General features: G+C 57.0%; 37 protein-coding genes. 8 read left to right on the plus strand and 29 right to left on the minus strand.

The window, feature by feature from the left end:
* Positions 1-8 precede the first annotated feature (8 nt).
* From ffh to rplS, 5 genes are all read left to right on the plus strand, one after another.
* Positions 9-1370, plus strand: coding sequence for a signal recognition particle protein (gene ffh, locus IAE48_RS12870; protein ID WP_023480583.1), 1362 nt, complete (start codon positions 9-11; stop codon positions 1368-1370).
* A 257-nt stretch (positions 1371-1627) separates the two neighbouring features.
* A complete protein-coding gene (gene rpsP, locus IAE48_RS12875; RefSeq protein WP_023480584.1) occupies positions 1628-1876 on the plus strand; it encodes a 30S ribosomal protein S16 in 249 nt (82 codons plus the stop codon).
* 18 nt (positions 1877-1894) lie between these two features.
* A complete protein-coding gene (gene rimM / locus IAE48_RS12880) occupies positions 1895-2443 on the plus strand; it encodes a ribosome maturation factor RimM (RefSeq protein WP_023480523.1) in 549 nt (182 codons plus the stop codon).
* Between the two features lie 30 nt (positions 2444-2473).
* Positions 2474-3244 (plus strand): tRNA (guanosine(37)-N1)-methyltransferase TrmD, encoded by a 771-nt coding sequence (gene trmD, locus IAE48_RS12885; protein WP_023480607.1) that lies wholly within the window; start codon positions 2474-2476, stop codon positions 3242-3244.
* Positions 3245-3285: 41 nt separating this feature from the next.
* A complete protein-coding gene (gene rplS / locus IAE48_RS12890) occupies positions 3286-3633 on the plus strand; it encodes a 50S ribosomal protein L19 (RefSeq protein WP_006178051.1) in 348 nt (115 codons plus the stop codon).
* Between the two features lie 159 nt (positions 3634-3792).
* On the opposite strand, the gene IAE48_RS12895 is transcribed toward rplS, so the two are convergent.
* The 29 genes from IAE48_RS12895 to IAE48_RS13035 form a co-directional block, all read right to left on the minus strand.
* Complete coding sequence (locus tag IAE48_RS12895) at positions 3793-3987, minus strand: ogr/Delta-like zinc finger family protein (RefSeq protein WP_200134631.1); 195 nt, start codon at positions 3985-3987, stop codon at positions 3793-3795.
* 81 nt (positions 3988-4068) lie between these two features.
* Positions 4069-5208 (minus strand): phage late control D family protein, encoded by a 1140-nt coding sequence (locus tag IAE48_RS12900; RefSeq protein ID WP_200134632.1) that lies wholly within the window; start codon positions 5206-5208, stop codon positions 4069-4071.
* Positions 5208-5657, minus strand: a complete 450-nt coding sequence (locus IAE48_RS12905; protein ID WP_094421671.1) for a phage tail protein — start codon at positions 5655-5657, stop codon at positions 5208-5210. The genes IAE48_RS12900 and IAE48_RS12905 overlap by 1 nt, the downstream gene beginning before the upstream one ends.
* Complete coding sequence (locus IAE48_RS12910) at positions 5654-7507, minus strand: phage tail tape measure protein (protein ID WP_200134633.1); 1854 nt, start codon at positions 7505-7507, stop codon at positions 5654-5656. The genes IAE48_RS12905 and IAE48_RS12910 overlap by 4 nt, the downstream gene beginning before the upstream one ends.
* Positions 7500-7619, minus strand: a complete 120-nt coding sequence (locus IAE48_RS12915; protein ID WP_034813568.1) for a GpE family phage tail protein — start codon at positions 7617-7619, stop codon at positions 7500-7502. The genes IAE48_RS12910 and IAE48_RS12915 overlap by 8 nt, the downstream gene beginning before the upstream one ends.
* 32 nt (positions 7620-7651) lie before the next feature.
* Complete coding sequence (locus IAE48_RS12920; RefSeq protein WP_042713148.1) at positions 7652-7933, minus strand: phage tail assembly protein; 282 nt, start codon at positions 7931-7933, stop codon at positions 7652-7654.
* A gap of 62 nt (positions 7934-7995) precedes the next feature.
* Positions 7996-8514, minus strand: a complete 519-nt coding sequence (locus tag IAE48_RS12925) for a phage major tail tube protein (protein WP_023480575.1) — start codon at positions 8512-8514, stop codon at positions 7996-7998.
* Positions 8515-8525: 11 nt separating this feature from the next.
* On the minus strand, positions 8526-9707 hold the full coding sequence (locus IAE48_RS12930) for a phage tail sheath protein (protein WP_200134634.1): 1182 nt from the start codon (positions 9705-9707) through the stop codon (positions 8526-8528).
* A gap of 129 nt (positions 9708-9836) precedes the next feature.
* Entirely contained in the window at positions 9837-10265 is a 429-nt protein-coding gene (locus IAE48_RS12935; protein ID WP_200134635.1) for a tail fiber assembly protein, read from the minus strand.
* A 1-nt stretch (position 10266) separates the two neighbouring features.
* A complete protein-coding gene (locus IAE48_RS12940; protein ID WP_233631584.1) occupies positions 10267-11898 on the minus strand; it encodes a phage tail protein in 1632 nt (543 codons plus the stop codon).
* A 199-nt stretch (positions 11899-12097) separates the two neighbouring features.
* Complete coding sequence (locus IAE48_RS12945) at positions 12098-12694, minus strand: tail fiber assembly protein (protein WP_200134637.1); 597 nt, start codon at positions 12692-12694, stop codon at positions 12098-12100.
* Entirely contained in the window at positions 12694-13752 is a 1059-nt protein-coding gene (locus tag IAE48_RS12950) for a phage tail protein (protein WP_200134638.1), read from the minus strand. The genes IAE48_RS12945 and IAE48_RS12950 overlap by 1 nt, the downstream gene beginning before the upstream one ends.
* A gap of 153 nt (positions 13753-13905) precedes the next feature.
* On the minus strand, positions 13906-14868 hold the full coding sequence (locus IAE48_RS12955) for a phage tail protein (protein ID WP_200134639.1): 963 nt from the start codon (positions 14866-14868) through the stop codon (positions 13906-13908).
* A gap of 141 nt (positions 14869-15009) precedes the next feature.
* The gene (locus IAE48_RS12960) at positions 15010-15621 is read right to left on the minus strand and encodes a phage tail protein I (protein ID WP_042713141.1); all 612 of its coding nucleotides are present in this window, start codon (positions 15619-15621) and stop codon (positions 15010-15012) included.
* A complete protein-coding gene (locus tag IAE48_RS12965; protein ID WP_076769064.1) occupies positions 15614-16522 on the minus strand; it encodes a baseplate assembly protein in 909 nt (302 codons plus the stop codon). Before IAE48_RS12965 ends, IAE48_RS12960 begins: the two co-directional genes overlap by 8 nt.
* A gap of 4 nt (positions 16523-16526) precedes the next feature.
* Positions 16527-16874, minus strand: a complete 348-nt coding sequence (locus tag IAE48_RS12970; protein WP_023480652.1) for a GPW/gp25 family protein — start codon at positions 16872-16874, stop codon at positions 16527-16529.
* Positions 16871-17506, minus strand: coding sequence for a phage baseplate assembly protein V (locus IAE48_RS12975; RefSeq protein WP_200134640.1), 636 nt, complete (start codon positions 17504-17506; stop codon positions 16871-16873). The genes IAE48_RS12970 and IAE48_RS12975 overlap by 4 nt, the downstream gene beginning before the upstream one ends.
* 94 nt (positions 17507-17600) lie before the next feature.
* Complete coding sequence (locus IAE48_RS12980) at positions 17601-18068, minus strand: phage tail protein (RefSeq protein ID WP_200134641.1); 468 nt, start codon at positions 18066-18068, stop codon at positions 17601-17603.
* The gene (lysC, locus tag IAE48_RS24125; protein WP_232045289.1) at positions 18031-18276 is read right to left on the minus strand and encodes an Rz1-like lysis system protein LysC; all 246 of its coding nucleotides are present in this window, start codon (positions 18274-18276) and stop codon (positions 18031-18033) included. The genes IAE48_RS12980 and lysC overlap by 38 nt, the downstream gene beginning before the upstream one ends.
* A complete protein-coding gene (lysB, locus tag IAE48_RS12990) occupies positions 18164-18595 on the minus strand; it encodes an Rz-like lysis system protein LysB (protein WP_200134642.1) in 432 nt (143 codons plus the stop codon). The genes lysC and lysB overlap by 113 nt, the downstream gene beginning before the upstream one ends.
* Positions 18592-19101, minus strand: coding sequence for a lysozyme (locus IAE48_RS12995; RefSeq protein WP_200134643.1), 510 nt, complete (start codon positions 19099-19101; stop codon positions 18592-18594). Before IAE48_RS12995 ends, lysB begins: the two co-directional genes overlap by 4 nt.
* Positions 19085-19306, minus strand: coding sequence for an HP1 family phage holin (locus IAE48_RS13000; protein WP_023480641.1), 222 nt, complete (start codon positions 19304-19306; stop codon positions 19085-19087). The genes IAE48_RS12995 and IAE48_RS13000 overlap by 17 nt, the downstream gene beginning before the upstream one ends.
* Positions 19297-19500 carry a tail protein X gene (locus tag IAE48_RS13005; RefSeq protein WP_124967545.1) on the minus strand — a complete coding sequence of 68 codons (204 nt, stop codon included), beginning with the start codon at positions 19498-19500 and terminating at the stop codon, positions 19297-19299. Before IAE48_RS13005 ends, IAE48_RS13000 begins: the two co-directional genes overlap by 10 nt.
* Before the next feature lie 197 nt (positions 19501-19697).
* Complete coding sequence (locus tag IAE48_RS13010; protein ID WP_023480627.1) at positions 19698-19883, minus strand: hypothetical protein; 186 nt, start codon at positions 19881-19883, stop codon at positions 19698-19700.
* 89 nt (positions 19884-19972) lie between these two features.
* Positions 19973-22012: a replication endonuclease gene (locus IAE48_RS13015; RefSeq protein ID WP_200134644.1), complete on the minus strand. Its 2040-nt coding sequence runs from the start codon at positions 22010-22012 to the stop codon at positions 19973-19975.
* Entirely contained in the window at positions 22013-22234 is a 222-nt protein-coding gene (locus IAE48_RS13020; RefSeq protein ID WP_023480592.1) for a TraR/DksA C4-type zinc finger protein, read from the minus strand.
* On the minus strand, positions 22234-22461 hold the full coding sequence (locus IAE48_RS13025) for a DUF2732 family protein (RefSeq protein ID WP_128482325.1): 228 nt from the start codon (positions 22459-22461) through the stop codon (positions 22234-22236). The genes IAE48_RS13020 and IAE48_RS13025 overlap by 1 nt, the downstream gene beginning before the upstream one ends.
* A gap of 66 nt (positions 22462-22527) precedes the next feature.
* Positions 22528-22866 carry a DUF5347 domain-containing protein gene (locus tag IAE48_RS13030; protein ID WP_200134645.1) on the minus strand — a complete coding sequence of 113 codons (339 nt, stop codon included), beginning with the start codon at positions 22864-22866 and terminating at the stop codon, positions 22528-22530.
* A 38-nt stretch (positions 22867-22904) separates the two neighbouring features.
* The gene (locus IAE48_RS13035) at positions 22905-23273 is read right to left on the minus strand and encodes a hypothetical protein (RefSeq protein ID WP_042713132.1); all 369 of its coding nucleotides are present in this window, start codon (positions 23271-23273) and stop codon (positions 22905-22907) included.
* A 115-nt stretch (positions 23274-23388) separates the two neighbouring features.
* Between IAE48_RS13035 and IAE48_RS13040 the strand changes: the two genes are divergently transcribed.
* The 3 genes from IAE48_RS13040 to IAE48_RS13050 all read left to right on the plus strand — a co-directional run bounded on the left by IAE48_RS13040 (position 23389) and on the right by IAE48_RS13050 (position 25917).
* The gene (locus IAE48_RS13040) at positions 23389-24234 is read left to right on the plus strand and encodes a helix-turn-helix domain-containing protein (RefSeq protein ID WP_094421647.1); all 846 of its coding nucleotides are present in this window, start codon (positions 23389-23391) and stop codon (positions 24232-24234) included.
* A 6-nt stretch (positions 24235-24240) separates the two neighbouring features.
* Positions 24241-25290, plus strand: a complete 1050-nt coding sequence (locus IAE48_RS13045; RefSeq protein ID WP_200134646.1) for a site-specific integrase — start codon at positions 24241-24243, stop codon at positions 25288-25290.
* Between the two features lie 174 nt (positions 25291-25464).
* Positions 25465-25917, plus strand: coding sequence for a DUF2946 domain-containing protein (locus IAE48_RS13050; protein WP_200134647.1), 453 nt, complete (start codon positions 25465-25467; stop codon positions 25915-25917).
* Positions 25918-25938: the final 21 nt, after the last annotated feature.

Genomic DNA, 25938 nt, shown 5'->3' on the forward strand with positions numbered 1-25938 from the left:
GAGAGACAATGTTTGATAATTTAACCGATCGTTTGTCGCGCTCACTGCGCAATATCAGTGGCCGTGGACGCCTCACTGAAGACAACATCAAAGAGACCCTGCGCGAAGTGCGCATGGCGCTGCTGGAAGCTGACGTTGCGCTGCCGGTAGTGCGTGACTTTATCAACCGCGTGAAAGAGAAAGCGGTAGGACACGAAGTCAACAAGAGTCTGACCCCGGGCCAGGAGTTCGTCAAAATTGTGCGCAACGAACTGGTTGCCGCGATGGGCGAAGAGAACCAGAGCCTCAACCTGGCGGCGCAGCCACCGGCAGTAGTGCTGATGGCGGGCCTGCAGGGTGCGGGTAAAACCACCAGCGTTGGTAAGCTCGGTAAGTTCCTGCGCGAGAAGCACAAGAAGAAAGTGATGGTCGTCTCCGCGGACGTTTACCGCCCGGCGGCGATTAAACAGCTGGAGACGCTGGCGCAGCAGGTCGAGGTCGATTTCTTCCCCTCTGACGTCGCGCAAAAGCCGGTCGACATCGTTAACGCGGCGCTGAAAGAGGCGAAGCTGAAGTTTTATGACGTGCTGCTGGTAGATACCGCCGGTCGTCTGCACGTTGATGAAGCGATGATGGAGGAGATCAAACAGGTTCACGCGGCGATTAAGCCCGTTGAGACGCTGTTTGTTGTCGACGCCATGACCGGTCAGGATGCCGCCAACACGGCAAAAGCCTTTAATGAAGCGCTGCCGCTGACCGGTGTCGTGCTGACCAAAGTGGACGGTGATGCCCGCGGCGGTGCGGCGCTCTCCATCCGCCATATCACCGGTAAGCCGATCAAATTCCTCGGCGTCGGTGAGAAAACCGAAGCGCTGGAGCCGTTCCACCCGGATCGTATCGCGTCGCGTATTCTCGGCATGGGCGACGTGCTGTCGCTGATCGAAGATATCGAAAGCAAAGTTGACCGCGCGCAGGCTGAGAAGCTGGCGAACAAGCTGAAAAAAGGCGACGGCTTCGATCTGACCGACTTCCTTGAGCAGCTGCGCCAGATGAAAAACATGGGCGGTATGGCGAGCCTGATGGGCAAGCTGCCGGGCATGGGCCAGATCCCCGATAACGTAAAAGCGCAGATGGATGACAAAGTGCTGGTGCGTATGGAAGCGATCATCAACTCGATGACCTTCAAAGAGCGCGCCAACCCGGACATCATCAAAGGCTCGCGCAAACGCCGCATCGCTGCAGGCTGCGGTATGCAGGTGCAGGATGTAAACCGTCTTCTTAAACAGTTCGACGACATGCAGCGCATGATGAAGAAGATGAAGAAGGGCGGTATGGCGAAGATGATGCGTGGCATGAAAGGAATGATGCCGCCTGGTTTCCCTGGCCGCTAAAACAAGGGTATAAGGCTATCTTGTTTGCCATTTTGGCCCCGGGGTGTGCTCGAAATGCTCACGTACTACGTGTACGCTCCGCTTTCTGTGCGCACGCCGGAACCAAACTGGCTGCACCGATATACGCCTTATTTCCCCTGTTTGCTTTATCTTGATTGCAATTCCCCCCAAAATCAGTAAAATTTTCGGGCTTTTAATATGACACCAGGCTCCGTTCCTCGATGGGGCCGGGTGTTTTATTCACACAAGAGGATGTTATGGTAACTATTCGTTTAGCTCGTCACGGCGCTAAAAAGCGTCCGTTCTACCAGGTTGTTGTTACTGACAGCCGTAATGCACGCAACGGTCGCTTCATTGAGCGCGTTGGTTTCTTCAACCCGATCGCGTCTGATAAAGAAGAAGGCACTCGCCTGGATCTGGATCGTATCGCACATTGGGTTGGCCAGGGCGCTACCGTTTCCGATCGCGTTTCCGCGCTGATCAAAGAAGCAAAGAAAGCAGCTTAATCTGTCACGGTGGTCATGATGAGCAAGCAACAAACCGCATCGGCCCCTGCTGAGCCAATTATTGTTGGCAAACTGGGATCTTCTTACGGAATTCGTGGTTGGCTCAGAGTGTTTTCCTCCACCGAAGACGCCGAAAGCATTTTTGACTATCAGCCCTGGTTTATCCAGAAGGCGGGTCAGTGGCAGAGCATCGAGCTGGAAAGCTGGCGCTACCACAATCAGGATATCGTCATCAAGCTGAAAGGCGTTGACGATCGCGATGCCGCGAATCTTCTGACGAATTGCGAAATTCTCGTTGATTCCGCGCAGTTGCCGCAACTGGAAGAGGGTGACTACTACTGGAAAGACCTTATGGGCTGCCAGGTAGTGACTACTGAAGGTTACAGCCTCGGTAAAGTCATCGATATGATGGAAACCGGGTCGAATGACGTTCTCGTCATCAAGGCAAACCTGAAAGATGCGTTCGGTATCAAGGAGCGGTTGGTTCCGTTCCTCGATGGGCAGGTTATCAAGAAAGTCGATCTCGCTACTCAAACCATTGAAGTAGATTGGGATCCTGGTTTTTAAACCTCCGGATATACGGTAAAAGACGGCGCTATGTGGATTGGCATAATTAGCCTGTTTCCTGAAATGTTCCGCGCGATTACCGACTACGGGGTAACTGGCCGGGCAGTAAAAAAAGGCCTGCTGAGCATTGAGAGCTGGAGTCCACGTGACTTCGCTCATGACCGGCACCGTACCGTGGACGAACGTCCTTACGGCGGCGGACCGGGAATGCTAATGATGGTAAACCCTTTACGGGACGCCATTCACGCAGCGAAAGCCGCGGCGGGCGAAGGCGCGAAGGTGATTTATCTTTCGCCTCAGGGACGCAAGCTTGATCAAGCGGGCGTGAGCGAACTGGCTACTAATCAGAAATTGATTCTGGTGTGCGGTCGCTACGAAGGGATAGATGAGCGGGTAATCCAGACCGAGATTGATGAAGAGTGGTCTATTGGTGATTACGTGCTCAGCGGCGGTGAGCTGCCAGCAATGACGCTGATTGACTCGGTTTCCCGGTTTATTCCGGGGGTACTGGGCCACGAAGCTTCAGCAACGGAAGACTCCTTTGCTGATGGATTGCTGGACTGCCCGCACTATACTCGTCCTGAAGTGTTAGAAGGGATGGAAGTACCGGCGGTTTTACTGTCGGGAAATCATGCCGAGATACGTCGCTGGCGTCTGAAGCAGTCGCTGGGCCGAACCTGGCTTAGAAGACCTGAACTTCTGGAAAACCTGGCTCTGACTGAAGAGCAAGCAAGGTTGCTGGCGGAGTTCAAAAGCGAACACGCACAACAGCAGCAACAGAAACATGATGGGATGGCTTAAGCCCTCCAAATATCAGTTTACCCAGGATAAGAGATTAAATTATGAGCAACATCATTAAGCAAATTGAACAAGAGCAGATGAAGCAGGACGTACCTTCCTTCCGTCCGGGTGATACCGTGGAAGTGAAAGTATGGGTTGTTGAAGGTTCCAAAAAACGTCTGCAGGCATTCGAGGGCGTGGTTATCGCTATTCGTAACCGCGGTCTGCACTCTGCATTCACTGTTCGCAAAATCTCCAACGGCGAAGGCGTTGAGCGTGTCTTCCAGACTCACTCTCCGGTAGTTGACAGCATTGCTGTTAAACGTCGTGGTGCTGTACGTAAAGCTAAACTGTACTACCTGCGTGAGCGCACAGGTAAGTCTGCTCGTATTAAAGAGCGTCTTAACTAAGATAGCGCACGCGCTACATCCAAAGCGTGTTATAAAACAAGGGGTTAGCGTAATGCTAACCCCTTTTTTATTGTCTGTGGCGGCAGAGTGGCGGCAGAAAAACGGGCGATCTACAGGCATAAAAAAAGCCTGCGGATGCAGGCTTAATGAGGTGCGACGTTAGCGCAGGCTGGAAGGCGAAGCGGTGGGCGCTGCCACAGGCCGGACAATATAACGCGCCAGCGATTCATGGGTGACAAATGTACATCCGCACTCGACGTTCTGGCACTGGTGATAACGCTCTTTGGTTTCGGTACTGAGGTAGCGGCTGGAGCGCGCATGCGCCGCCTGCTGGCATACCGGGCAATGCATCATAGTGGGGTCTCCTTCGTGTTTATGCTAGCTATGATAGCCTCCAATCTTGCAAATACAAGTTAATTAATGCATTTGTGATTTTTATTTTGCATCATACTCAACATTATTAATGCGAACCTCCAGTTCCACACTGCTGACAAAACCCTGCGTGTTCATGGTATGGGTCACTTTTTTGACGACCCACATTCTTGCGTTAATCACATTTTTGAACCCAGTCACTATCACCGGCGTTTCGGGACGCAGGTCTGCTCTGCCCTGCGCAAGGGTAATTGAAAATTTCGCCGCGTTGCGCTGGATCTCGCTCCATTGGGCTTCAGCTGCCAGCTTCGCCTCCTCTTTATTCGCGAACGTGGTGGAGAGAATCAGAACGTTATCTTTTGAGCCTACCGTGTAGTCTGTCGGCTCGCTTTTCCCATTTGAGGCTGCCTGGCTACTGACCGCCTGCGGATGGGGAATGGGCGTGGGCTTCTGTTGCGATGTTTTTCTCTGCAACTGAACCGTATTCTGGTTTTTTGGCATGGCGGTATCTTGCCAATGTGCCGTAACGCCAGAGTAGTTGATGCGATCGGCAACCGAGAAATCATGGCTATCGCCATCGCTACGGGCTATCGTGGCGGAGGGCATTGTTTCGCCGCCAACTACACACATCCCCGGGACAATGAAAAACAGTTTGCCCGATTTGACGGCGATCTCGGCACCGTTACGCCGCGCCAGGCGCGTCAGAAAGTTTGCGTCGGACTCATTCGACTGATCGATATGCGCAATCTTAATCTGCGCCAGCGAGGGTGGCAGACTGGTGTCCAGCTTATTACGTTTAGCGATTTCCTCAACGATGGCGCCGAGCGTCGTATCATGCCAGGAGCTATCCTGTGGGCTGTTCAGGCTGCCGCGAAAATCTGCGCTTTTAGCGGTGACGCTAACCTGATCCGGTGTGCCTTTATGGCTGACCTGGTCGACAATAAAGGTGCCCATTTCAGTCAGCGCAGCACCCTGCCAGCCGATGGCCAGCGTGATGACATTGCTCCGCTCGGGCATCTCGATTTGCCCGTCAGCATCATCAAGTGTCAGCGTAAGCGTATCCGCTTCGAACCCCCGGTTATCCGTCACCGTCAGGGCAATCAACCGGGACTGAATATTGCCCGTAATATCCTTCTCCCCGAGCTTTAATGAAAATGCCGGCGTTTTTACCCGTGCTAAGCCGTTTGTGAATGCATTAAGCATCAGAACCTCTCCAGCATGTTGGTCGCCAGCTGCTTACCCTGGTCATAAATATCGCCAAACATCACTTTCAGCGACTCATCGACGCGAGTCAGCTTCAAGGTGAAGTTGATTTTGCGTGGCGAACCGTCCGGGTAAAAAAGAGCGCCGGTTTCGCTAACGTTATTAACAACATACATGCCGTAAATCATGCCTGTGCCATCAATCAGCGGCCAGGCCTTGCCCTGTTCCGCCATCAGACGTACCGCCGAGAGCGACAGCGTACCGCCAGTGAGCTCCGGGAAGAGTTCACCAGTAATATCAATTGTCTCGCTCCCGGGGCCGGTGAATTGATAGGCATCGCGCTTACCGACCCGCGCGTTGCTGGCCCAGCTAAAGTTGCTCTCCCTTTTCATGCTCTGGTAAGGGAGGGTCTGGCGCATAAAAACAAAAAGCCCAAGTGCCAGCATCATGAGGCAAATCCTCCTGCCGCGCTGAATTGTGAAAGGGAGTTAGTGCGTTTCTCCTGCTCATGCTGTGCCAGCAGATCTCTTAACTGGCGTGTGCCATCGCCGCCGGGTGACATATCTCCCTGCAGAGTGATGTTGTATTCGCTCTTGCTTTGATCGACATAGGATCCGCCGGTCGCAGGGCGCGCCGCCTGATAATTATCTAAGCGTGGAGGTTGCACCATGCCAAACGCTGCACCGCCAGTGGTCGGTTGGGTTTGCTTATCCGGGCTGGCATCAGCGGATTGTTTATTAATAACGCCGAGCTTATTCAGTAACCATTCCACCCCCTCGTTCAGCAACTTTAGCGATTTAAGGGGCCACGTCAGTGCCGTAACCAGCACCTGGCCGAACATTTTCCCGGCGTTACCGCAGTTCTCCAGGGTTTGCTGGCTGGATTTGACGGGGGTGAGCAGATCGCCGAACCACCCGGCAATATTACTGATTGCTTTACCTATGCCGTCGAAAAGCGGCTGGAACGGCGCAAACAACTCGGCAATCGGGGCAAACGCCGTTTTGATACCTTCAATAACGCCGCCAAAGAAGGCGCTAATCGGCTCCCAGTATTTGTAAATCGCAAACACAATGGCGGCGACAACCGCGATAATCGGCAGGGTGAGTGAGCCAAATAGTGCCGCTATCCCGCCGAAAATAGTGGTAAATACGCTGCCGAGCGTCGTTGCGATGGTGATTAGCGTACTGATGCCGGTGAACACCGGCGCGATAACGCCCGCCACGGTGCCTACAGCGCCTGCAATGCCCACCACGACCGTGGCGATAAGCCCAAAACTCTGCACCAGGCCCTGATTGTTTTGCACCCACTCTTGCAGCTTCCCGACATAGCGGGTCGCGGTCTGCACCAGCGAGCGCAGGGATGACTCCTGGGTACTGAAAATATCAACGCTCAGGGACTGATAAGCCGCCTGCAGCGCCTCAAGATCGGTACCCAGGTTGCCGACACTGCTCTGCATCGCCGCAGCCGGGCCGGCAGCGCTATTCTGCAGTGCTGCGACCGCCGTTCCCGGAGCACCGGTACTGTTTTGCAGGGTAGCAACGGCTGTTCCCGAGCCTTTTTGCAGCGTAGCGACCGCTGTTCCTGAAGCGAGGGGGCTGTTCTGTGCACCGGGCTCTGCGTTATCGGACGCCGCAGCCGGTGCAAGCGGGCTGTTTTTCAGCGACGCTTCATAGCCCGGCTGCATAATTTTTTTGCCGAGCTCGAACCCGGTTGTGGCAATCGACTTGCTTTTCTCGCCAATGGTCGAAATCTTTTCGCCTGCGCCCAGAATACGCTGCTGCACGGCCTGGATTTTTGCCGCACGCAGCTGGCGCTTCTGATGCTGCTCCTGTTTGAGCGCCTGGCGCTGGGTGATCAACTGTGCCGACTCATCGCTGATACGGCTATTGAGCTGGAGTCGCGCGGATAATGGCGTTCTGGCGTCAATACCGGCTGTCTTCAGGGAGGTCTTATTAGCTTTGATCGTTCTGCGCAGAGTAAGACGTTCCTTTTTGAGCGCTTTCTCCGACTTAGGTTTTCCGCTCCAGGGATCGATAATCGCTGGCGCTGCTGTGCCGTTAGCGGCATTTTGCCTGTTCTGTTTGATGTCGCTCAGCTGCGCATTGACGGAGGCAAGGGCTTTTTCCGCGCGCATGATGTCGTCGACCTGCGCAAGCTGGGTGTACAAGCCACGCAGGTTTTTCTCCGTTCCTTTCACGCTGTCAGACAGAGAGAGACTCTCTGTCTGCAACGATTGAAACGGGCGCGTCGCCTGATCAACAGCCGTGAGCAATTCCTCTAATTTTGCGCTGTTACTCATATCTGTTTCCGCTTCGCTGTAGCGCTTTCTCGCGCCAGGTGATGAGTTCTGTCAGGCTCAGGGGGTAGAGTTCTGACGGCGGCCAGTGAAAGATCACCGCGATATCCGCCATCAGATCGTCAACCGACAGAGAGGCCGGAAAAGTTACTGTGCCGAAGCCGGTGACAAAAAACCGACCACCTTGCCCGCCAGCGCAACCATATCGACCAGGTCGAGAGCGCCCACTTCCTGCTCCGTCAGCGACGGGGAGGTGATGCGCGGCAGCACTTTGATCAGCGCGTCGACATCGGCGTTCGCCACCGACGCCAGGCTCAATCCGCGCAGCGTACCGGCGTTGGGTTTCATCAGCGTCACGCTGTTAATCAGCTGCTCACCGCGCTTAATCGGCGTTTCCAGGGTAATCACGTTGTCAGTTTCGTTGCTCATGGCATCCTCACTCTCTTCTTCGCGGGAAAAGGTACCCGGCCAGCAGGCTGACCGGGCGGTTGTTACAGGCCGATGTTACGGCGGTGCTGCTCAAGGCGATCGACGCCGTTCACTTTCTCCACCATGTTGACGGTGTCGATTTCCACCAGCTCCTTGCCATCCATCGTCAGCTTGAAGTAGCTGCAGACCACGGAGATTTTGGACTCGGTATCTTCGCCCGGCTTGTTCTCACCGGTGTCGATCTCTTTCTGACGACCACGCATCACCACTTCAACGGCAACCGTCTCGCCGGTGTCGTCGCGCTGGTAGGAGCCGGCAAAGCGAATCGGAACCGCATCCGCGGTGGTGGCACCATAGAGTTCCCAGATGGCAGCATCCGGGAAGCCGCCCAGCGACCACTCCATCGACAGGGCTTCGTCATCGAGACCCATATCAATCGGTGCCACGCCGTTCATGCCTGCGCCACGGTAGTTCTCCAGCTTGCGGGTCAGCTTCGGCAGCGTGATGGATTTTGCGATCCCCTGATAGCTAAAGCCATTGAGGAACACGTTCATATATTTAAGTTTTCGCGGCATTGCCATCTATCTGTTCCTTACTTGCTGTTAACTGAGGAGACCAGGTTCGCCAGATACTTATCCGTGATGCGCTGGCGCAGGGTCAGGTTTTCCAGAGGCGGCACCGGCGTATAGTCGTAATCGATATAGAGCTTGCCCGCCTTCAGCGATACGGCGTCGTTAGCCTCTTCATCGAACCAGCAGGTGGCATCGATGATGTAGCCATTGCTTTTCAGTTCGCGGAATTTGGCATTGATGCCGTCGATGATGTCGCGAATCAGCGATGCGGTGATCGGTTTGTCCACCGCCCACATATGCGCATCAGCCATGGTGTCGGCAATCACCTGCGCGGTACGGGTGTAGTTTTCAAACAGGAACAGCGGATCGTCGGAGCAGGTGCGGTTGCCCCAGAAACGGAAGCCATCTTTGCGAATCAGCGTGGTGACGCCCGCTTCGTTCAGCAGATCGGCATCGGTGCCCGACTCCTGCAGATCCCAGAACACCGGGGTGCTGATGCCGGTAACGCCATTGACGCCGACATTGGAGAGGGTTTTATGCCAGCCGGCGGACTGGTCGATCGCCGCACGCAGACCCAGCGCGCGAGCCGTCGAGTAAGCGACAGAAGAGCTGTTGCTGGCGGTATCCCAGGCGAGGAAATCCGGCCAGATGACCATCAGTTCGCGCTGGCTGAAGTTTTCGCGATACTTGATCGCTTCAGAAATGGTTTTGCAGCCCCAGGCGCTGACATAACCAAAGGCGCGCAGCTTCTGGCAGATCGGTGCCAGCGCGGTAGCGACTTCGAGGCTATCGAGACCCGGTACGCCAAGAATGCGCGGTTTCACGCCGGTCACCGCTTCGGCGGTCAGCAGCGCTTTCAGGCCGGTATATTTACCATTTTCGTCGGTGGTGCCGATGATGTTGGAGAGGGTCTGCGCCTGCGCATCCTCACCGCTGCCTTCAGCAACGCGAACAACAATAATCACCGGTTTCGCCTGGTCGGCAATCGCCTGCAGCGAAGCCGCCAGCGTGCCTTGTTTGCCCGCTTTGGCAATCGCGCTCTGCACGTTGGTGATCAGAACCGGTTCATTGAGGGGGAACATCCCCGCGTCTGCATCGCTGGCGGTACAAACCATGCCGACAATGGCCGTTGAGACTGTGGAAATGACGCGCGTGCCATCGTTGATTTCGACGACCTGAACGCCATGATGATAATCACTCATCCGTTTAACTCCGTGGTGTTGGGGTGAGTGCTATTTTCGAGTGTGGCGTCGCGGCGCGCTATTTGTCCGGGTTGGAGAGAGGCTGATACAACAGCGGGAATTAAAAAAACGGGCCGCAGCCCGTTTGATTTACGCTGGCTTTGCCGGCCAGTCGATATTTTTGTAATCATCCTCAGTCGTCACATCACCAACATCAAGCGCTTTCAGTTTATTGGCATACTCCAGCCAGCTTATAAGCTTCGCCTTATTCTCTTCACTGAGGGTGCCGAGCTGCAGTTCCGCTTTCCAGTCACTAACAATGTTGTTAACGTCCAAAATCCGATTCTTAAGATCTGACTTCGCTTTTCCCTGCCAGTTAATCACCGGCTCTTTCAGTACGGGGAAGCCGTTATTGTCTGCGGCTATCACTTTTCCGAACGATTGCGCCAGGATAATAGGCTGATACTCCTCCTCCGTAATTTCAACCAGGTCGTCAGGCCATGTGCCGGCGCGTTGATACGCCTCTTTTAATTCTTGCGGATAGAAAGCATTATTTTTGGCACTGTAAAAATAGATCATATTAATATCCTACCGCCCAGTAAGTAATCAGGCCCGTACGGGCATCAGAGGTTCCGTCATTTGACTGAAAGACCAGGTTAGCAGAAGCATTACTCATCGCCTGTCCCCATACAGAGAGCATCCCCAATGGGTTCGATGTTGTCGTGCTTCGTTTCAGCGTTGGCAAAAAAGCCACGCATGCAGAAGGAAATGCAATCGGGAACGTGATGGTTTTCAGCGTGTCGTCATAGACAGCATCAGTGGTTCCCCATTGATAAATCAATCCTGTGCTGGCGTCTTTAAACCAGCCATTGACCGCTTTCGAGGCTGCATTTTTTAACGGATAGCGCGAATCAAAGTTCGCATAGTCTGAAGGAATAACCATGCCTGAAATATTGGTCTGACTTCCGCCTAAATTGAGCTGCTGGCCTGTTTTCGGTGACAGGAATACTGCGCCAGTTTCAGAAAGGAATAGTCTGTTTTCACCTTTATAGTTGTAGAAGGCTACGTCGTTGGAATCATTGCTGCCCTTGCCGACATACCATTGATTCACATTTGACGCGTCCCGTGAAATAACGTAACTGGCAGCCTCGTTGACGGTTCCCTTTATTGCAACAGCTTCACCATCAGCGTTAATAGCTAATCTTCCCGACATCACATCGCCGGCCTTTGACACAGCTCCCACCTCTGCTGCCGTGAGGCTGTTTTTAATTGCCAGACTTCCAAGACCCAGGTACGCACGAATATCTGTTACGGCTCCCTTTGCAATCAGTTCTCGCCCCACCGCAGTGAGGTCGGTCAGCGTGACGGTATCAACACCGGAGAAATAGGGAAGTTTGTTAGCGCTGGTTGCGAGAGCGGCAATTGCGGTTAAAGCCGCATCGAGAGGTTGCTTGCCTGCCAGTTCGCTATTTATTGTGGTGCTGAAATTGGGATCGTTATTAATAGCCGCAGCGATCTCTTTGAGAGTATCCAGTGTGGCAGGAGCACCATTAACCAGCGCAGTAATAGCTGTCTGAACAAACGCTGTGGTAGCGATCTGTGTAGTGCTGTTGCCTGCTGTCGGAGTAGGCGCCTTCGGCGCACCGCTGAATGTCGGGCTGGCAAGAGGGGCATACTGCTTGTGTGGGTTTGCCGCATCAATATGCTCTTTCATCTGGTTATCGGTGTAGGCTTTCACCTCAATAACCTTGTCGTCGACATACTTGCGCGTCGCGAGCACCACCGCCGGGTCGATCTTCAGGCTCACCGCCGAGGTTGCGGAGACCACCAGCGCCATACGCAGGGTTTGCGTGCGGGCGCTGCCCTCCAGCAGAAGCGGTTTATACGTCTCCGGGCAGTTGGCAACGGCAATCAGCGTGCCATCGGCGTCATAAAGGCCGATTTCACGGATCCAGAAACCGCCTTCGTTCTCGGGGATGACCTGTTCGGCGATAATCTGATTCGCGTCACCAGGGTCGACGAACAGCATATTCAGTGGCGCAATACGTTTCTGGTTAACCAGCTTCGTTTGTGCAGGATCGGGGGTAGGCAGGCTGCCGTTACCGTCGCCGGTGGCCATATGGGTCAGCTTCAGCTGCGTGCCGAGCGCGGTGGCGTTGGCAAGCTTCGCGGTACCCTGGTTAGTCAAAATGGCAAAATATTTCATAGTCAGGCGTTCACTCTCAGTTAGCGATTGAGTAAACGCTATTGTCGTGGCCAGTTTGGGGAAGGGGCTATCGAATGCGGTTGGCTGCCAGGCGGGACAACCCAACGGAAAAGCCTGATGCGGCGTCGCGTTATCAGGCCAGGGGATGTTGTAGGCCGGGTAAACGCAGTGCCACCCGGCAAAACGGGCCGCAGCCCGTCATCTTTTATTGCGGCTGTTCAGGCCAGGCGATATCGGGCGCGGTAGCCGTATCGACCTTTTGCAGCGCCTGAATGTAACGCATCCAGACGATGAGCTGCGCTTTATCATCATCGCTGATGATGCCGAGTTGTAGTTCGGTCTGCCACAGGCTGATGGTATTTTTCGCCTTGTTGAGCAGATGGGTCTTAGTCTGCTCTGCCTGCGCGATATGCGCGGCCTGCTGTGCGACCTCATCCGTTACCCAGCCGCTGCCGTTCCAAAAGTCATACGGCGTTGCGGGGGCAAGCGGGGTAACATCATCCGGATAGTCCCCCAGCATCGTCAGCGTCCTTTTCACACCAGTGGTTTTTTCATACACGTCGCTGCCGCGGTAGTCGGGGGCATACTCCCAGCCATCCAGTGACGCGTTGCGGCGCACCGCAAAACCCGGTTTCGTCGCTAAAGGCTCATCAAGCGCTGAGTTCGCCGGAATACCGACGCCGACGGCAATATACTCGACGGTGCTGCCGAGATATTCGCGGCTTCCCCCGTCAAAGTTATAGACGGTGACAGTGCCTGCCTGGCTGGCTAAGTGATTTTCGTTAAAAATTGCGGTTGTCATTATGCGGCTCTCACGATGAAGTTAAAGGCAACGTTGCGTGGGCGGGTTTCGACACCACCCGTTTTTTCCATCAGGATATAGGTCTGAGCCCGGAGTCCTACTTGTTGTGTGGTCTCCAGACTTTCACTGTTTTCATCGGTATAAGCGATTATTCGATCTGTTCGAGTGTCATACTCGTTAATAAAACGGTGATTGTGCGCCCGGAACTCATCCGCCTGGGCGGAAAGCATAATTCGCAGGGGATCCACATTACGCCCTGCATCCCAGCCGCGAATAAACTCGCCGCGCAAATCCGGCAGTAAACCGGCCGGATACGCTTTCGCCAGACGCGGATATTTTGACTTATCGAACGTGGCGCCATTACAGACGAACCAGCCTGATGGTGGCTCTACCTGCGGCCAGGCGACCGGCACACCGACTGGCAGAATGTAGGCATCATTTGCCACCACATCACGCACATATTTGGTATTGGCAATCTGCTGACCGTAATTACTCACCAGTGCGTCCGGAACCGTCGGGATCCCCGTGAAAGCTGGGCTGGCGAGCGGCGCATATTGTGGGTGTGGATTGGCGGCTTTAAGATGATTACTCAGCAGGTCATCAGCATACTGGCGGGTGGCCAGCACCACCGACGGATCGATTTTCAGCGTCACCGCCGCCGTTGAGGAGACCACCACCACCATCCGGATTGTCTGCGTGCGTCCGCTACCCTCCTGCAACTGCGGTTTATAGGTTTCCGGGCAGTTCGCCACCGCAATCAGCACACCAGCATCGTCATAGAGGCCAATTTCACGGATCCAGAAGCCACCTTCGGTTTCCGGAATCACCTGTTCAGCAACAATCTGGTTGCCATTTTTCGGGTCAATCGAGAGCCGGTTTAGCGGCGCGATACGCTTCTGGTTAATCAGTTGGGTCTGCGCCGGATCGGGCGTAGGTAGCTGGCCATTGGCATCGCCGACGGCCATCTGCGTCAGGTTGATTTGCGTGCCCAGCGCGGCGGCGTTCGCAAGCTTTGCCGCCCCCAGGTTAGTCAAAATAGCGAAATATTTTGCGGTCATGCATACGCTCTCAGGTTGTTTGTTGAGAAGTGAACGATGGCGATATTTTCCGTTCAGCCGCAGGCAAACACCATGAAGGGGCGTTGGTTGCGAACTCACACAACAGGGCGGGCAAAAAAAAACGGGCGATGCCCGTTCGATATAAAGAAAGGATTACGCTGCTCTGACGATGTAGCTAAAGGCGACGTTGCGCGGTCGGGTTTCATTCCCACCCGGAATCTGAAACGCATCTGCAGAAGGACTATTTACCGCCTGGCTAATCCCGCTGGTATAGATCGGGTTCATACCGCTTTGCAATGCAAAAACTGTCGTTGAACCTGTTCCCGCTCCTGGGCCCAGATATTTAAGCGTGAATTTTTTTATCTCATCAGCCTGACTGGTTAACAGGGCACGCCCGCTATCCACTGCGCGCCCATCATCCCACCCGCGAATAAACTCACCGCGCAGATCCGGCAAATTGCCTGAGGGGAACAGGGCCGCCAGCTTTGGATACTGCCCTTTATTAAAGGCCGCGCCGTTGCATTTAAACCAGCCGGCGGGCGGAGTAGCAGACGGGTAGGGCAGCGGCACGCCCACCGGTGTGAAGGAGGCGATATCGGCAATCTGCAGATACTGCGGATGGGGATTCGCCGCCTTCAGATGTCCGGCCAGCAGATCGTCGGCGTATTTACGCGTTGCCAGCACCACCGACGGATCGATTTTCAGCGTCACCGCCGCCGTTGAGGAGACGACCACCACCATGCGAATGGTCTGCGTGCGTCCACTTCCCTCCTGTAGCTGCGGTTTGTAGGTCTCCGGGCAGTTCGCCACCGCAATCAATACCCCTGCGTCATCGAACAGACCCAGCTCGCGGATCCAGTACCCGCCCTCATTCTCCGGGATAATCTGCTCCGCTACTATCTGGCTTGGGTTCTCCGGGTCGACCGACAGGGCATTGAGCGGCGCGATGCGTGTCTGATTGATAAGCCGGGTTTGCGCCGCGTCCGGTACCGGCAGCGTGCCGTTACCATCGCCGATGGCCAGCTGCGTCAGGTTAAGCGTCGTGCCGAGCGCGGTGGCGTTCGCCAGCTTTGCCGCGCCCTGATTGGTTAAAATCGCGAAATATTTTACAGACATGGGATTCTCTCAGGTTTGTTGAGCAGTGAACGGTAGGGATATTTTCCGTTCAGCACCTGGCGGACGCCACGCGGCGGCGTTGGTCTGAGGGGTACACAACAGGGTAGATAAAAAAAACGGGCCGTAGCCCGAAGGGGAGGGTTAAACCGTGATAGTGAGGCTATCAATCAGGTGGATTGCCGATGCGGCATAGCTTTCGCCGCCGACAACAATCTCTTCCGGGCTGTAAGGGTAGACCGTCAGCTCCTCGCCAAGATAGCAGGCCGCGCCAACGTAGCACTCGCCCTGGCTGCTGAGGCTGATATTCAGCTCCGTCAAATGGCGGCTTGCCGGTTTGGCATCATTAATCAGCCGCTCCAGCTCCTGGTACGTCTCCTCGGTAATGCCGTTCTCCTGGACGCCAATCACCAGCCGGAAGGTGCCGGGTTCGGCGTTATCCTGCCACCACTCGCGCAGTTCAATCAGGAAGCCAAGCGGCTCAACCACCCGGTGAATGGCGCTGCGCGTCCCTTTATGTTGATGGACGAAAAAGGAGGAGGCGATCACCTTACGTTTGGTCGCTTCCGGCCAGTTAAAATCCCAGCGGTCAACGGAGAGCGCCCAGGCGAGATAGGGCAGCAGCTCGGCCGGGCAGGTTAGCGGATCCCACAGCGTGCGCAGCGGCACCGGTACGCGTTCAATCTGCGCCGCCGCGTGTGCTGTCGCCACCTCAAGAACCGATGAGCCAACAGGCAACAGACGGTCGTCACTCATCGGTACCTCCAGTGGTGATTTTCCACGCCGTACACCAGGAGGCCTGGCTCTGATCGAGCACAATATCTTGCTGCGGTGCATTCAACACCACCCGCTGCACGCCCTCAACGTGGAGCGCTGCGTAGATTGCAGACAGGCGAATATCGCGCCCCAGTCGGCGCTGGGCAGTGATATAGGCTTTCAGCTTCTGCTCAGCCGCCTGGCGAATCGGCTCCGATTCAGGCCCGGGGTAGAGAAAAAGCGTGGCATCAATCTGGTAGGGCACAATTTTAGCGCTCTGTACCGTCACGCGATCGCCGACCGGGCGCACATCCTCCGCGTTAAGCGCTTTATCGATAATCGCCAGCAGTTCAGGGCTGGCGGTACCGTCGCCTTCGCGGGAGAGCACAGAGATGGTGACGCAGGCGGGGGACGGGCTGACGGCAGAGATATCCGCTACGCGACCATCGGCGCTGCGGCCGTGATACTCATACGCACCCACCGGCCCGGCCACGCTTAGCCCTTCAAAAGCCTGCTGCGCGCGCAGGCGTAAATCGGTATCGGACTCCATTACTGCCGGCGTGGGCGGTATCGTGCTCTCATCAGCAGGGGCGATCACCAGTCGCGCGGTGTTGCTGTTCGCCGCGATGGCATCGAGATCGCTGCGGGAAGCATACGCCAGCATCACCGCGCGGGCCGCTTCGTTGACGCGCTGGCGCCAGATCACTTCGCGGTAAGCATTCTCTTCGAGAAACTTGGTCAGCGGTTCGGACTCCAGCGCCAGCGTACGGGCGATGGCCTCCTGCTGATCGGCGGGAAAGAGTGAAACAAGGGTCGTTTTGCGCTCATCCAGGATGCGCTCATAATCCAGCGCCTCGACGACATCGGGCGCGGGCAGTTGGCTCAGATCGATAATCGGCATGGTATCAACTCACAGGAAGGGTTAAAGAGAGGGACTCGCCGGTGCTGGCAAGCTGACCGGTCAGATTGACCACCATCTTGCCGTCGAACTGACGTTCGGCCGTCACCGCGCTGAGGGTGATGCGCGGCTCCCATTGCAGCAGCGCCATATAGCAGGCCACCTGAATTTGCAGCGCCAGCGCCGGGGTCTGCGGCTGATCGAGCATATCGAACAGCAGCGAACCGTAATCGCGGCGCATCACGCGCGAGCCCACCGGCGTGCGCAGAATATCGCTGATACTCTGGCGAATATGGTCGACGTCGGTGAGGCTGCGCCCGCTGGTGCGATCGAGGCCGAAATAACGTGCTGTCATAAAGGTGCTCCTGTGGTGCCGCCGCTGTCGCCGGGGTGTTGATGGCTATGCAGCACTTTGCCGTTCGAGGTAAGCGAGCCGCCGCTGTGCGTCACATTGCCGCTCATGGTGCCGCCTTTTTGCACCTCCAGCGTGGCGGTGATCAGCTTATTGGTGCAGACCACTTCCGGCGTATCGAGGGTGATGCGCGTAGACGCTTTCACCAGCACTTGTGGCACGCTGGCGGTAATCGACTCGGAGGCGGTGATATCGGCGGTTTTAATGCCGCTTACCTTCAGCGCGCTGCTCTGCGGTTCATATTCAAACACCGCGCCATCCGGGAAGGTGACGTGCCAGGCGTCCGCCGAAGCGGAGGGGGCCGGATAATCGTTGGCATAAATCCCCGGCATCACAAAGGCGGTCTCCAGCTCGCCGCCGACGGCGAGCAATAACACCTGCTCATCGACGGAGGGCGCCCACCAGCTGCGCGAACGCCCGGCGCGGTGGGTTAACCACTGTAGCCAGTCGGTCACCATACCGCCGGTCTGCACCCGGCAGCGCCCGGCTTTCAAGTCGACCTCAACGATAATTCCGGTGCGGATCATATTGCGAAGCTGGCGGGCCAGCTCGTGAAGCGAAAGTTGTCTGTTCATAAGCGAAATGATGCTATGCGTCCCCGGTTTTGAAAATTGAACAAGGCTGTCCGGCTTTTGGCACAACGCAGCCCGTGGCGTATGGCGCAGGCGATCACGCCTGCCAGCGGCTCACCAGCTCGCCGTTGATATAGAGCTCTTTTGGGCGGGTGACGAAGGCCGGCGGCAGCGGCTCTGGCAGCGTCTCGGCGATAAGTGTCCCGTTGAGTTCTTTCACCTGGGTGCGCTCGGTCAGTTGCAGCACCATCGTCACATCCTGTGTACCGTCGGCGTTGGTCAGCAGCGTCCAGCTAAAGCCGCCTTTCTGCCCCGCCTCGATGGAGAGAATGTCGGGCTGGTTATCGCGCAGCCACGCCATCACCGGCACAAACAGCGTGTCGATATCGCCACTGAAACCGGTGATGGTGACGTTGAGGCTGAACTGTTTTTCAAACGATAAGGAGCTGGCGAGCGTGGCGATATTGCTGCCTTTATCGACCCACAGGCGCAGCATCGAGGGGGTATCGTGCAGCGCCGGGACGGCGTTAATCAGGGCGCTGCGCAGAGAGTTGGGTTTTAGCATTGATCTCATCCTGGCAATGTTTAAGGGTTTCAACTTGCAGCGCGCACTGCACCAGCGCGTGCTCAAGCTGGCGGATATCGGCGCTCAAATCGCCGTTAGTTTGCGGCGCGCTTGCCGGCATCGGGCAGAGGCTGACCTGCGGGCAGCTGTTGTAGACAATGAGCGGCGGAGGGGCAGGCGGGGCGCTGGTGCACCCGGCGCACAGCATCAGGTAACTCAGTGCGATACCAGTGGCGAAAAGCCTCGTTCTCATTTAATAACCTCGCGATCGCGTTTTCTCGTTGCAGCGCCTGCGCGCTGGCGGCATCGATCTGCTGGCGCAGTGTGACCTGCGCCTGCTGGTTCTTTGCCGCCAGTTCGGCGGTGGCGTTGAGGGCGGTTTTAAGGCGCGTCAGCGTGGCGTTCTGATCCCGCGCCAGCTGCTGCGCGTTGGCTAAAGACGCACGCAGAGCGTGGTTTTGCTCAAACAACCACAGCCCGGTCAGCGTCGCCAGGAGCGCTATTACCACCACCAGGCGGGCACTCATTTCACCCCCTGCAGGCACCGGTCGCGCTCGCGCTGGCGGCGGTTTTCCAGCCCGCGGTTGCGTACGCCATCGACATAGACCCAGCGCGGCAGCTGATCGCAGGCCTGTTTCCACGCCTTCTGGCGCAGGTGCCAGGCAAGCGTTGAGGCGCACGCCGCGCCGCTGCCGACGTTAAAGGTAAAACTGACTACCGCGTCATAGACCGGTTGCGGCATCTCCACCGGCACGCAGTGCGCCAGGCGGCGCTCAACGTTCAGCACGTCGGCAACCAGGTTGACGGCGGCCTCTTTTTCGCTGATATCGCGCGCAGGGATAACTTTCGCCGTGTGGCCAATCCCCGAGGTCCAGACTCCCGCGCTGCACTGATAGGGGCGCAGACGGCAGCCTTCGAGATCGGTAATCAGCGCCAGCCCCGCCTGCGAGGTGTGCAGCAGATGAAAATCGGGCAGCAGCAGCGCCAGCGCCAGCACGGCCGCCGCGCTACAGCGTTTAACGGGTAAGCCCATTGACCACCTCCTGGCTCACCGCACAGGATTTGAGGAACAGATAGCTTTTACGGCGGTAATACCAGTTCACGCCGACGGTCATGGCGACGCCCAGCGCGCCGAAGTAAGCAGCAAAGTCTTGCGGCGTCATGGCGCCAAAAAAGGTCAGGGCGACGCTAATCCAGTAGGCCAGCGACGAGCTGATTCTCTCGATACTTACGCCCATAGATTTACCGTCTCCTGCATGGTCTGCACCGCGACATCGGGCAGGGTGAGGGTGGTGCCATGCGGGAGCACGACGCCCAGTTCGGCAAGACCAGGATTGGCGGCCAGCACGCGTTCGACGACGCCCGCCGTTCGCCCGTAGTAGCGCAGACAGATCAGATCGAGGGTGTCGCCCTGTTGTGTTATCGCATTCATCGTTTTGCGTCTCTTACCATCCGGAAGGTTTTTTCCATGGTTAAGTTTCCGCAACAGAGAGGCTAAGGGCTATGGCCTGGTGCTGGCGCGTGGCTGGTACAACAACGGGGAGGAAAAAGCGACGCACCGGGCGAGGGAAACGCTAGCCGGTGCGTAAGAGTAAGGTAAAGAGAGTGGCCGGAATGGCGTTCGGCGGGCTATTCGGCTTTGTAATAAATATCCTCATCATCGGGAGTCGTGTTCTCGCTCTCTGCCAGATCCGCGATCAGGCTTAAGGCCAGCTTCAGGTCGGAAGGCTTGCAGTTGGCGATAAGCGACACCTCGGCAATGAATTGCACGCATGCCCATTTGTGCTGAGTCTTATTTAGTCGTTCAAAGACCATGAATTCCTCTCATGAATTCTCTTACTGTATGTATATACAGTATCATAGGCTGGATATTTATGGGAAGCGAAGATTATTTTGTCTAATCACTATGTCGCTGATAAAAAAACAGTATTGTGAAGTGACAAATATTCTGACCATCTATTGCTTGCCAAAAAGCCATTATTCTTAATGATGTTGAGATCGGTTTTTAACCTCCCGTTTCGTTCACTGAGGATCCCTTCCCGCAGCCGGTGGGTGAGCTGCCGCCGCTGGTAATCCGTTAGCGGTTTACCCGGCTCGAAGGGCGTACAGTTATTGACAGAACTCCAAGCGGGCGCAGCCGCGCCCTGAAAAACCGCCGCCGCGCGCTTCGGCACGATGGTCCACTTCTTCAGGCGCGTCAGCACCGGCGAACCGCTACCGATCACCGTGTCATACACGCCGCGAATACGAACCGTCGGTTCGCCGTACTGGTTAAATTCACCCTCTGCTTCATACAGGGTGCGTACCTGCAGATCGTCACGGCGGACAAACGGGCCGCCCTGAGCGTTAACGTAGCCAGCCCAGTCGCCGTTATCGGCGGCATCGTGGACGTCGGCGAACTCCACGCTCAGCCCTTTGGCCGTGGCGCTGTCGGCCATCTTGCGTAACTCCCGGTAGACGGTGACCGGTGCGCCGCCGACAAACTGAAACTGGCGGATATGCCAGCGCGCCGCCCAGGCGGAGACCGCGCAGGCGCTCTCTTTTAGCGGCGCGTCCGTTTCGTGGTCGGTTTCATTCTCCAGCGCGTAGCCGTCGATATTCTTGGCGATATACTTCGCCACATACCCCGTCGCGCTCCCCTTTTGCGTATCGATCGCTTCGGCATGAAAGCGGGCTTTTCGCGCCCTGTCGCTGCGCAGCTCCTCGTTATCTTGCTGGTGGGCAAAATCGCGCAGGATCTCGCGCACCTTCTCTCTCTCCTGCGGCTGCATAAACAGCAGCAGGTGCCAGTGCGGGGTGCCATCGTGATGCGGTTCCGCCACGCGAATACCGAAAATGCGCAGGCCGTCGCGGTGCAGCCTGGCGCGAATGCGCGCCCACAGCCGGGTGAAGTATCCCTGGGTTTGCGCCGGGCTGGTGCCGTTCCATTTCAGATTGCGATGTCCGGTATGGGAGGTGGCGTGAAAGGCGGCAGGCGCGGTCAGCGTGTAAAACTCACCGACGTAGCCAAGGGACTGGCAGATAGTTTCAAAGCCGCGAATGCGCGTCATCAGCTCGCAGCGGCGGATCGCCGGGTTGGCTATCGACCCGTCATGCTTATCAATCAGGCTGATGCGGTTTCCCTCTTCATCCTCCAGCTCCATACTTTTGAGAAAGGCCCGGTGGCGGCGCTTCTGCTCCCGCCACGTGGTAATGCAGTCCCGGCTGGCGTAGGGCTGCGTTTTACGGCTCACCACGCCCAGCGCGATGTGCAGATGTTCGCGCCACTGGGCGGCGGCACGGCGAAGATGGCCACGCCACCACTGCTCGCTGAAAAGACGGATCACCGCCGGGGCGAGATCCTCCGCGCAGACGCGGTGTTGCGTCACGCGCTGCCAGTGCGGTGGGGTGACGTTAAATTGCAGGGCGATAAGAGCAGCGTGGTGATACCAGCGGTGCAGGGTTTTCAGCTCGGTCTGCTCATCGGCATCAATATCCGCCAGCTCGCCGCGGATAAAGTGGGCGATATCTTCCGCCAGCCGGTCAACGCTGGCCCGGTTGCAGTCCGCGAGCTGGTTATAGCGGTTAACCAAATCGACCAGCCGGCCAGCCAGCGCCTGCTGGAAAGCGGTATCAAAATGGCCAGTGAATACCGCCTTTGAGACGCGTGATTGCAGGCCATCGATCTGGTAGCGGGCATTCACTGCTTTCAGACGTGGCAGCGTTTGCCTGGCGAAGCGCAGCAGAAAGGCGTGCGCCCGCGCCGCGCCATGCGCCTTTTCCAGCGCTTGCTCTGTGCGGCTGATGGAGAGGCGTACGCAGGTGGGTTGCAGCGCCAGTGCGTGACGCGCCTGCAGCACCGCCGCAATATGCTGATTGCGGCGGTGCTGTTCGGCGTGAGTCAGGTAGGGGCTGGCGATAGCGCTGCGCGGCGCGTTCCAGGGGTAAGCCAGGCTGACAGCCACTTATGTTCTCCTGAAGTGCTTATCTTTCAGTTCGGCGATCTGCTGGCAGCTGACGCAGCAGGTCACGCCCGGCAGCGCCATGCGACGCGCCTCGGGGATCGGCATGTCGCAGCATTCGCAGGTTAAGCGGGAGGGAAGGAGTAAACGGCGGCGGGCGTGCAGGATATGCCGCTCGCGCTCCTCCATTTCGCGTTGTTGAACGCCATCCATTTCATCGGCCATCAGTGCAGCTCCAGCGCCTGGTTATCAATATGGGTCGCCTCCTGGCGCAGCAGCTCAGCGGCGTCGCTCCAGTCGAGGCGCTGGGAGGCAATAAAGCTTGCCAGCGTAGCAAGGCGGGCAGAAACGGCACCGGCGCAGCGCAGGCGTTCGTTATTGCGGGCTTCAGCCAGCAGCAGCGTGACTTCATCGCCACTGCGGGCGGGGGAGTGAATCGCGGTCTTTCTCATGGTAATTCTCCTGAATTTGGGCAAAGGGATGCCCGACGGGTTGACGTCTCGGTTTGAAAGTTGGGGTTAAAGCGGCATGGTTAGCCGTTTCGGAAACAGGCTGACAACGACGCGAAAGTGGTTCATGGCGGCGATCAGCGCGCGCTTCTCCTCGAGAGTGAGTTGATGCGGGTCAAGCACCTGGCGAGCGGTGGGTACGCGGGCGAGAAAGAAGATCGCCGCCAGCGCCCGGGCATTAGCCTCATACTGCTCGTCGCGTCTGTCGCGCATATCGTCGATAAAGCGCGCCACCTCGCTCCAGCTGTCGCCCCAGTGGCGACCGCGAAGCTCGCTGATGTGGTTTAACCCGGTAAGCCGCTGGCCGGCACTCAGCGGTGCGCTGGCGGCAGGTGAGGTGATCGCCATAGATCCTCCTGCGTGAGCGTGAACTCGCAAATGCAAAATTAACCGAATGAGGTGGCGGAGCGCCGATCGATGTAACGGCAGTCGATAGCCTGCTGTGTTAATTTATCGCGCCAGGCTTTGACGTTAATCAGCGTGCGGCTGCGTTTACCGGCGTCGGTATGCTCGCGGGTCGGCGCTTTGAGCAGCACCCCTTCATCCAGCCACTGCCACACCAGACGCTCGCTGATACCGCGCATTGCGGCAAAATCCTTCACCGTCATCGCATCGGACATCGCCGAGCGGATAAGGGTTTGCAGCGCCGGTAGCAGGGCGGACATTAGCTCATCCATCTGCCCATGTGAAAAGGTGCTGAATTGCATTTGAGAGCCGGATAACGGATGCGACGGCATTGATTTTGCATCTGACATATCGCATTATCTCCTGTTGTTTGAAATGTAGTGCACTGCTGTGCATTTTGGTCGATGAACAGCAATATAAATCGCAAATGCGATTGTGTAAATCACTTTTTCGATGTTGGTGTCCATGAGTGAAAACAAGATGAGTGTTCAGGATGTGGTGGATCGCATTGCGTCGTCCTACTCCGTATCCAGTCAGAAAGCGCTTGCCGAGGCGCTGGATGTGCCGGCGAACAATATCAGCAGCTGGATCCAGCGGGAAAGCGTGCCCTATAAAGCGGTGGTCAAATGCGCGCTGGATACCGGCGCGGATCTGCACTGGCTGGTAAACGGTGAGTTTGCAAATGCGAATCTGGTTGAGAAGCCGCAGGTAAAAGGCAAGGCATTGTATGAGGAGATCCTCTCGGCGGGCGGACGCCCGGTACTGCGGCGTATCCTTGATGCCTATGGCTTCCAGATGCAAAAGGATCTGGGCGATTTGCTCGATATCTCTTCAGGCACCATCAGCACCTGGGTGCGCCGCGATTTCTTCCCGGGTGATGTGGTCGTCACCTGCGCGCTGGATACCGGCGTCTCCTTGAAGTGGCTGGCAACCGGGCAGGGAGAGATGTACCCGGCACCGGCTGCTGCGCAGAACGATGCTGTTATTACCATTCCGAAATTCCGCCATGAGTCTGGCGAGCTGAAAGAGGCGGGCGTCTGGGTATTGGATCCGTCGCTGGCACCTGCCGCTACCGATAGCCTGCGCTTTATTGACGGGCTGCATGCCGGCTGGCTGGTGGATACCGCTGCGCAGAAGATTGGTAACGGGCGCTGGGTGATTGCCATTGATGATGCGCTGGATGTCTTTGATGTCGTGCGCTTGCCCGGCGGCAAAGTGCGCCTGAGCAATAACGCGGTCGATTTTGAGTGTGGCGTAGCGGAGATCGCGCCGTTCGGCGTGGTGCTCTTTACGCTGGAAAAGCATGTGTAAGCGGCAATGACGGTCAGCAAACAGAAGAGCGGGAAGTGGCTCTGCGAAGTCTATCCGCAGGGGCGCGACGGACGGCGCATTCGCAAACAGTTCGCCACCAAAGGCGAAGCGGAAGCCTTTGAGGCGTGGGCGAAGCGGGAAGCGGAAGAGAAACCCTGGCTCGGCGAGAAGGCTGACCGCCGCCGCTTAAGCGAGCTGATTGCGCTGTGGTACAAGCTGCACGGTCAGTCGCTGGCGGCGAGCAAATCGCGGCTGGCGAAGCTGGAGATTGTCTGCCGCGGGCTGGGCGATCCCATCGCCGCGCAGCTGACGGCGAAAGCCTGGGCGCACTACCGTGATAAGCGCCTGAGCGGTGAGATCGACAATGGCTACACGCCAGACCCGGCAAAGTGGAAAGTGAAGCCCATCACCGTCAACCGCGAGCAGCACTACCTTAGCGCGGTGTTTAATGAACTCACGCGGCTGGGCGAGTGGTCGCTGCCTAATCCGCTGGAGAGCGTGCGGCCGTTTCGCGAAAAAGAGCGCGAGATGAGCTGGCTGACGCAGGCGCAGATCGCCGAACTGCTGGCGGCCTGTGTTCGTTTCGGCAATGTCGATTTAACGCGGGTGGTAAAAATTTGTCTCGCCACCGGCGCGCGCTGGCGCGAAGCCGAATCCCTCACCCGCACGCAGCTGTCACCCAATAAGCTCACCTTTGTCAAAACCAAAGGCGGCAGGAACCGCACCGTGCCGATCCCGCAGTGGCTGTTCGACGAGCTGGCTCCGCTCGAGGGGGCGCTGTTTCAGCCCTGTTATCCCGACTTTACCCGCATGCTGGCCACCACCTCTCTGGCCCTTGCCGAGGGGCAGAAAACCCACGTTCTGCGCCACACCTTCGCCTCGCACTTTATGATGAATGGCGGCAATATCCTCGTGCTGCAACGCATCCTTGGCCATGCCAATATTCGTGAAACCATGCGTTATGCCCACTTCGCTCCCGATCACCTCGAAGAGGCGGTGACGCTCAATCCGCTGGCGGCGTTTAATGGCGGCAATGTGGCGGCAGAAGATGCATAACCCTGCATTTCACTGCACTTAACTTGCCTGGCGTGCCGGGAAAATCAGGGCTCAGGCCAGATGGCGTCGGCGGGCCTGCAAAAGCGGCTTAACTAACTTATCTGGCCCTTTTACGCCACGCCGTTTTGCCTCTTCGGGTAAAATGATTAACCTTCTGGTGATGTTTAATTTACAATGCCGCTTCGACCTGAAGGAGACGCGGTGAAGCACGTTTTTCATCATACGAGAGCCCAACGCTCAGCCCTGTGGCTGGCGCTGTTTGCGATCCTGCTGATCCTTGTCGCTCCTCTTATCTCTACCGCGCTGCAAAAAGATCCGATGAGCGCGATGCCCGGTATGCATCATGAGATGAGTATGCCGATGCCCGCGCAGAACGATCATGCACACCATGCGATGTCGCCGCCGGAGAGCCCGCCGCCTGCCATGCCGCTCGATCACGCCGAAGCGTGTGGTTACTGTGTGCTGCTGGCCCATGTTCCCGGCCTGATTTTCCTGCTTGTTCTGCTGCTGCTGGGACGCGTGCTGCGCGTGACCTGCCCACCTGCCCGCACGCGCCCTCGGCTGTGGCACTTCATCCCCTGGCTTTGGCCGGACACCCGCGCGCCGCCATCGTTACGCTTTTCCTGACCCCAAAATAGTGTTCCGCCT

This window comes from Kosakonia sp. S57, assembly GCF_016516575.1.
Lineage (GTDB): Bacteria > Pseudomonadota > Gammaproteobacteria > Enterobacterales > Enterobacteriaceae > Kosakonia > Kosakonia cowanii.